Below are 5328 nucleotides of genomic sequence, written 5' to 3'. Positions count from 1 at the left end.
ATCTGTGGCTTATCGAGAGCGGACTCGATCTGCCCGGATCGCTGCAGGGCGGGCGGCTCCCGCGACTGCTCGAGCATACCCGCCCGGATCACCGCTGCGGCGTGCCCGAGTATCTGCCCCTTCTTCCGTCCGGCCTGCCCTACGGGGAATCGGATCCGGATTTTACGCGCGCGATCGCGGCCAGGCAGATCCACGAAACGCCGCTCGTCTCGGACGAGCCCGCATCGCCGGAGATCGCGGACACGGCGATCTCCTCCCCTGTCGACGAGATCGAGGCACGCTGTCTCGCGGTGCTGCGCGAAGCCTCTCAATTGGCCCGACGGGACTGGAAGACGCGTCTCCGGGACATCGCGATTACCCCGGTCGCGCCATTGCTGGATGCGCTGCTCGCCATCCCGGGGCTGCTGAGTCGCAAACGGTCCGAGGCGGGACCTCGCGGGATCTGGCTGGATCTGCATCTGGCCCTGTTCGCCGATGCCGTGCGCAAGGCGCAGCGCGCCGAGCACGACGACCATTATGCCGCCGCGCTCGTCAACCTGGCCTTGGCCCGGCGACGCTTCATTGCCATGGGCGAGCCCTGCCAGGATGCGCGCGACGCCGTCCGCGCGATCCTCGCACAACGCGCCGCTGCGGCGGAGAGCACCTTGGCGGATCTGATCGCCGCGAACTCGAAGCTGAGTCCGGACACGGCACGTGAGCTGTCTGCCCTGACCGCGCTCTTGGGCGAGGAGGTCATGCGCACCGGCTCGGCGCGCTCGGCGTATCTGATCCTGCGCGACCTGGAACGGGTTCTGCTCGAGAGCCGCACCACCTATTACCGCCTGCGTCCCTTTCACTGGGCCGCGAGCGGCGGGAAGGAGCGGCTAAGACAGATCCTGCCCTTTCAGGCCCGACTCAAGGGGCTGCGCGCAATCGCGGTCGCGTCGAGCCGGCTCGAGCAGATCGAGTGGCCGACCCGCGAGGTCGAGCGGTTCTCGGTACCCCTGAAGCGACTCTCGGAGCAGCTGTCCACGCGACTCGCCGGCCAGATCAGACCGCACCTTCGCGCTTCTCTCGAAGAGGCCGGCTTCAACCCGACCAACCATCGCGAGCGTGTCGCGGCCCACAAGATGCGCGAGGAGCTGCTCGACGTCATCCAGCACCGCCGGCATCTGAAGTTCACGGATGTCCGCGATATCGTCGCACGCAATATCTTGCGTCTGCCCGACCCGACGCTGGAGGAGATTCGCCACGGCGACCGCTTGGCACATTTCGATCGGATCGCCGCCAAGAACCTGCCCGGCGTCTACAAGCCGGGCGAATTCTATGTCAAGGGCTTGCAGCAGCTCGGCGCGCCTCTGTTCGGCACGCCGCGAGGGCGGTTGATCCTGCGCCATCTCATCCTGCCGACCGGCCTGGCGTATCTGGGACTCAAGACGCTCGACATCCTGTCCGGCCTGATCGCGCCCGAGGGAAGCGCCATCCATTTAGCTCCCCTCTGGCTGGTGCTGCTGCTCGCCCTGCTGATCAATGCGTTCGCCTACACCCGCGTCGGCCGGGCGATCGCCAAATCAATCTGGCGCGTCATCTCTTGGACGGTTCGGTTGCTGCTTTTCGACGGGATGCGCAAACTGCTGCGCTGGGCGCCGGTCGCGCGGCTCTTGTCGACGAGCCTGATCCGCGGACTGGATCGCAATCTCGTGCAGCCGCTATTCATCGGACTGCTGATCGTGCTCCCCTTCGTGGGACTCGGCCTGCTGATCGACGGGGTCGAGATCGACTACGGGCTGTCCTTGCTGATCCCGGCCTTCGCGATCGGCACGCTCGCGCGCAACACGCCGGCGGGTCGACGCATGCTCGACAATGCCGCAAGTGCTGCATGGCAGATGCTGCGTCGACTTAACCAGACCCTGGTGATTGGACTGGTTCGGGAGCTGCTGCATTTCTTCAAGGAGTTGACACGCCGCTTCGAGCAAGGGCTGCATCGGATCGAGGAGTTGCTGAGCCATCAGCTCGGGGAGTCACGGCTCGCGCTCGTCGTGAAGGCATTGTTTGCGCCTGTCTGGAATTTCACCGAGTCCGTCATCCAGTTTTACGTGACGGTGCTGGTGGAGCCGCAGGTCAATCCGATCAAGCATTTCCCCTTGGTCACCATCGCGCACAAGCTGATGCTGCCCTTCCTGCCGGCACTCACCGGGCTGTTGGTTGCACTTACCGAGCCCTTCCTGCCGAAGCTGATCGCCTACCCCTTCGTGACCGTCACCATCCTCTTGTTGCCGGGACTCGCCGGCTTCCTGGTCTGGGAGCTCAAGGAGAACCGGCGCATCTATGCGGCGAATCACGCGGGCGCGAACCCTGTCGGACATGACCCGGCCCGGATCGAGGCGGTGCGCCGATCCGATCTGGCGAGCACACCGATCGAGCCGGCCGTGATCGGCAGCCACGGCGAGACCATGCGCGGGATGCTCCGGCGGGGTTTTCACAGCGGAACACTGCCGAAGGCGTTCGACCGGCTCAGACGCGTGCTGCGCGAGGAGATCCGCGACGAGGTCCCCTACCCCCATCGCCTGCGAGAGGCGCAGCGTCGTCTCGCCGAGGTCGAACGCGCACTCTGTGTCTTCTGCGATCGGGAGTTGGGCTATGCCCTGCGCCGCCGGTGCGCAGAGCACAATTGCGGCCTGGTCCGTGTCGAGACCGGACGACCGCGCCTGTCGAGCAACGCCTTCGATCTGACCCTCGAGCTGTACGCCGCGGATACCGCGGACGATCGGCCGATCGAGCTGCGCCTCTGTGTCTATCTCGAGGAGCCCGATCTCTTCCTGAAGGTCGAGATCAGCGGGCCGAAAGAGGAGCTCGGCGCACCCTGTTGGGCGCTGGTTCGATCCGACCTCGAGGTATTCAGCGGTCGTGCGGGGGTCAAGCAGGCACCGTCGGCGGTTTAGGGGTTCCTCCCTCCCGCTTTCAGCTTTCAGAGCCGTAGGTTGGGCAAAGCGTAGCGTGCCCAACCTACGAACTCGGTTCAACGCCACGGTGGCAAGCCCTCCTGACGTCGGCGCACGATTGCGGCATTGGAGCGCGGGCTTTGCGCCTACATCGCCATTCCTTTTTCGGGTGCCGGCGGTGTTGGGCACGCTGCGCTTTGCCCAACCTACGGGGATCGGCGTGCGCTATCAGCTAGCAGCTTGCCGCTTGGAGATGCGCGCAGTCCGCCGCTGTCAGGCTAACGTCGATTGCGCACGCCCGTGCTCCGATTGGGCAGCTCTAGCAGGAAGCGCCCCGCATTTGCCAATTGCCTGCGCACCAACGACCAGTTCTCCTCGCGTTTGCGCGCGTCTTGGCAGCGCAGCAGACGAGACCTTTGGGCTGCGTCCAGCCGATCGAGGATGGCCGCCCAGAGGACGTCGTCGACGTTGTAGACCCGCCCTCCGGCGAGACAGACCGGGATGACGCTCGCGATCGGGACTGCAAGATCGGCCGACACAACCTCGACGGCAGCCAGGATGCTTTCGGCCTTCAGGCTCTTCGGCTCGGCCAAGTCATAGGGCGGTAGCCATTCGCGAACCGGGCGCAGCCGATCGATATGGCTGAGCACGACGAGCACCGGCGGCGGACGGCGGGTCAAGCGCTCGGCGAAGGCGGCGCGCAAGCTGTCCAGGGTCTCGCGATCGGCGTGACGATCCGGACGATCGGCGGCACTGACCCAGAGGATCATGTCGGCGTCGCCCGCCGCGGTGCGCAGGGTCTGCTCGTCCATCGCGTCGGATCCCGGCGTGTCGTAAATCAGGGCGAGATCGAGCCCTTCGCGTGCCAGCCGATAGGGCGTGAGCATCTTGGTGGTGTCGGGCAGCAGATCGGTCGCCACGCGCAGTTGGCCGAACAGGGCGTTGATCAGACTGGATTTGCCGGCGTTCGAGCGGCCCAGCACCAGGATTCGCAAAGGCTCGCCGGCCGGCTCGTCCGAGGATCCCGCCGCGCGCAGATCACGCTCGGATGTCGTGGTGGGCCGAGCCTCGGGAGACGCGTCCGACAGCAGCAGCCGCCCGCTGTAGAGCTCGATCGCATAGGCGCCGACCTTGCGCACGTACTCCTTGAGGATCCAGCCATAAAGCTCATCCTGAGCCAGGGCGTAGCCGCGACCGCGGAGTTGGGCCAACGCCTCGGTCAGGAAGGCATTGGCCGGATTCACGACCCACTGTCCGGCGCGATACAGCCCCAGCAGGCGATCCGCAAAGGGCTTCCAGCGGTAGGCGCGCATCAGCGAGCCCACCGTTAGCCGGTGACTGAAGGGGATGTGGTCCGTAATGGTCTCGCGCAGATCGCGGCATGCACGCTCGACGATCAGCAGGGTGTGCGGCACCGTCAGCTCCAACAAGGGCTCGTCGACGTCCGGATGGAAATGCCGGGCGACACGCTCGAGCGTCTGTTGGCCCAAGACCCCGAGCCGGTCGCCCTCCCCGATCGGCCAGTCCTCGGGTTTGGTCTGCGCGGCCAGGTCCTCGACCAGCGCCCAGGCGCCGTCGGCGGCAGGTGGCCAATCGGGATCCGGCTCGGTTTCCGCGGTGAGGAGCAACCGGCGCTCATGCCGATGCAGCCAAGCCTGCAGACCATACCCGGCCGCGCTGAAGAGAACGAGCGCGACCAGCCAGTAGCGCATCGCCTCCGCCTGCCACAGCCAGAGCAGACCCAGCGGCAAGAGCGGCGCGACGGGAACCGCCCACAGCACAAGTGCAAGGAGGCGCATGCGATCGATACGGCTCAGGAGTTTCTTCATGGCCGATCCGATTTCACCAGGTCTTTGAGCAGGGCAGCGCCGCTGTCGAACCCTTCGGCGAAGGTGCGGCGCATCCCCTCGGCGTCCGCGGGCAGACCCCGGCGGCGGCGATTGAAATGGAACCCGGCGGCCTTGCCGAGCGCATAGGTCGTCGCACCGCTGGCGGTCGCGCCCCAGATGGCTCCGGCCGTTTGACCCCACACCGGAATCAGCTTGACCACGGCCCGGCCGGCGCTGCGCGCGGCATAGGCCACACCGATGCCGGTCCCGAGCAGACCCAGAAACTCGAGGATGGCTCGGCGATCCCACTCCTGGCCGTAGAGCGCGGCGAGGCTTTGCAGCATCTTCGCCTGGATTGCCGGCACGCCGACCAGATCCACCAAGGGAATCGCACCGACACCGGCCGCCGCAATCGCATAGCCGACGATGTGCGGATGGGCGGATCGGGCATAGGCGTCGCGCACCCCTGCATCGCTGCGCAGCAGGGCTTGAAGGCGCAGCGAGGAGACCCCGTCGATCGCCTGCCACAAGGCATCCAGACCATAGTCGGACGGCTCGAATCCATCCTCGGGAAGCGT

3 protein-coding genes are annotated in these 5328 nt (G+C 66.3%); 1 reads left to right on the top strand and 2 read right to left on the bottom strand.

The genetic code is table 11. The features are described from left to right. Positions 1-2921 (top strand): sulfite exporter TauE/SafE family protein (locus tag VLR48_RS08190; RefSeq protein ID WP_325291309.1); only part of this gene is annotated, 2921 nt, incomplete at its 5' end. 278 nt (positions 2922-3199) lie between these two features. Here the strand turns inward: VLR48_RS08190 and VLR48_RS08185 are convergent. Next, on the bottom strand, positions 3200-4750 hold the full coding sequence (locus tag VLR48_RS08185) for a GTPase family protein (protein ID WP_325291308.1): 1551 nt from the start codon (positions 4748-4750) through the stop codon (positions 3200-3202). Continuing rightward, positions 4747-5328: YcjF family protein (locus VLR48_RS08180; protein WP_325291307.1), on the bottom strand; the 582-nt coding region annotated here is incomplete at its 5' end. The genes VLR48_RS08180 and VLR48_RS08185, both read right to left, overlap by 4 nt.

The sequence above is a fragment of the Thiocapsa sp. genome (assembly GCF_035467215.1).
Taxonomy (GTDB): Bacteria; Pseudomonadota; Gammaproteobacteria; order Chromatiales; family Chromatiaceae; genus Thiocapsa.
Note: the sequence above shows the minus strand (reverse complement) of the source record. Positions and strands in the feature narration are given on the sequence as shown.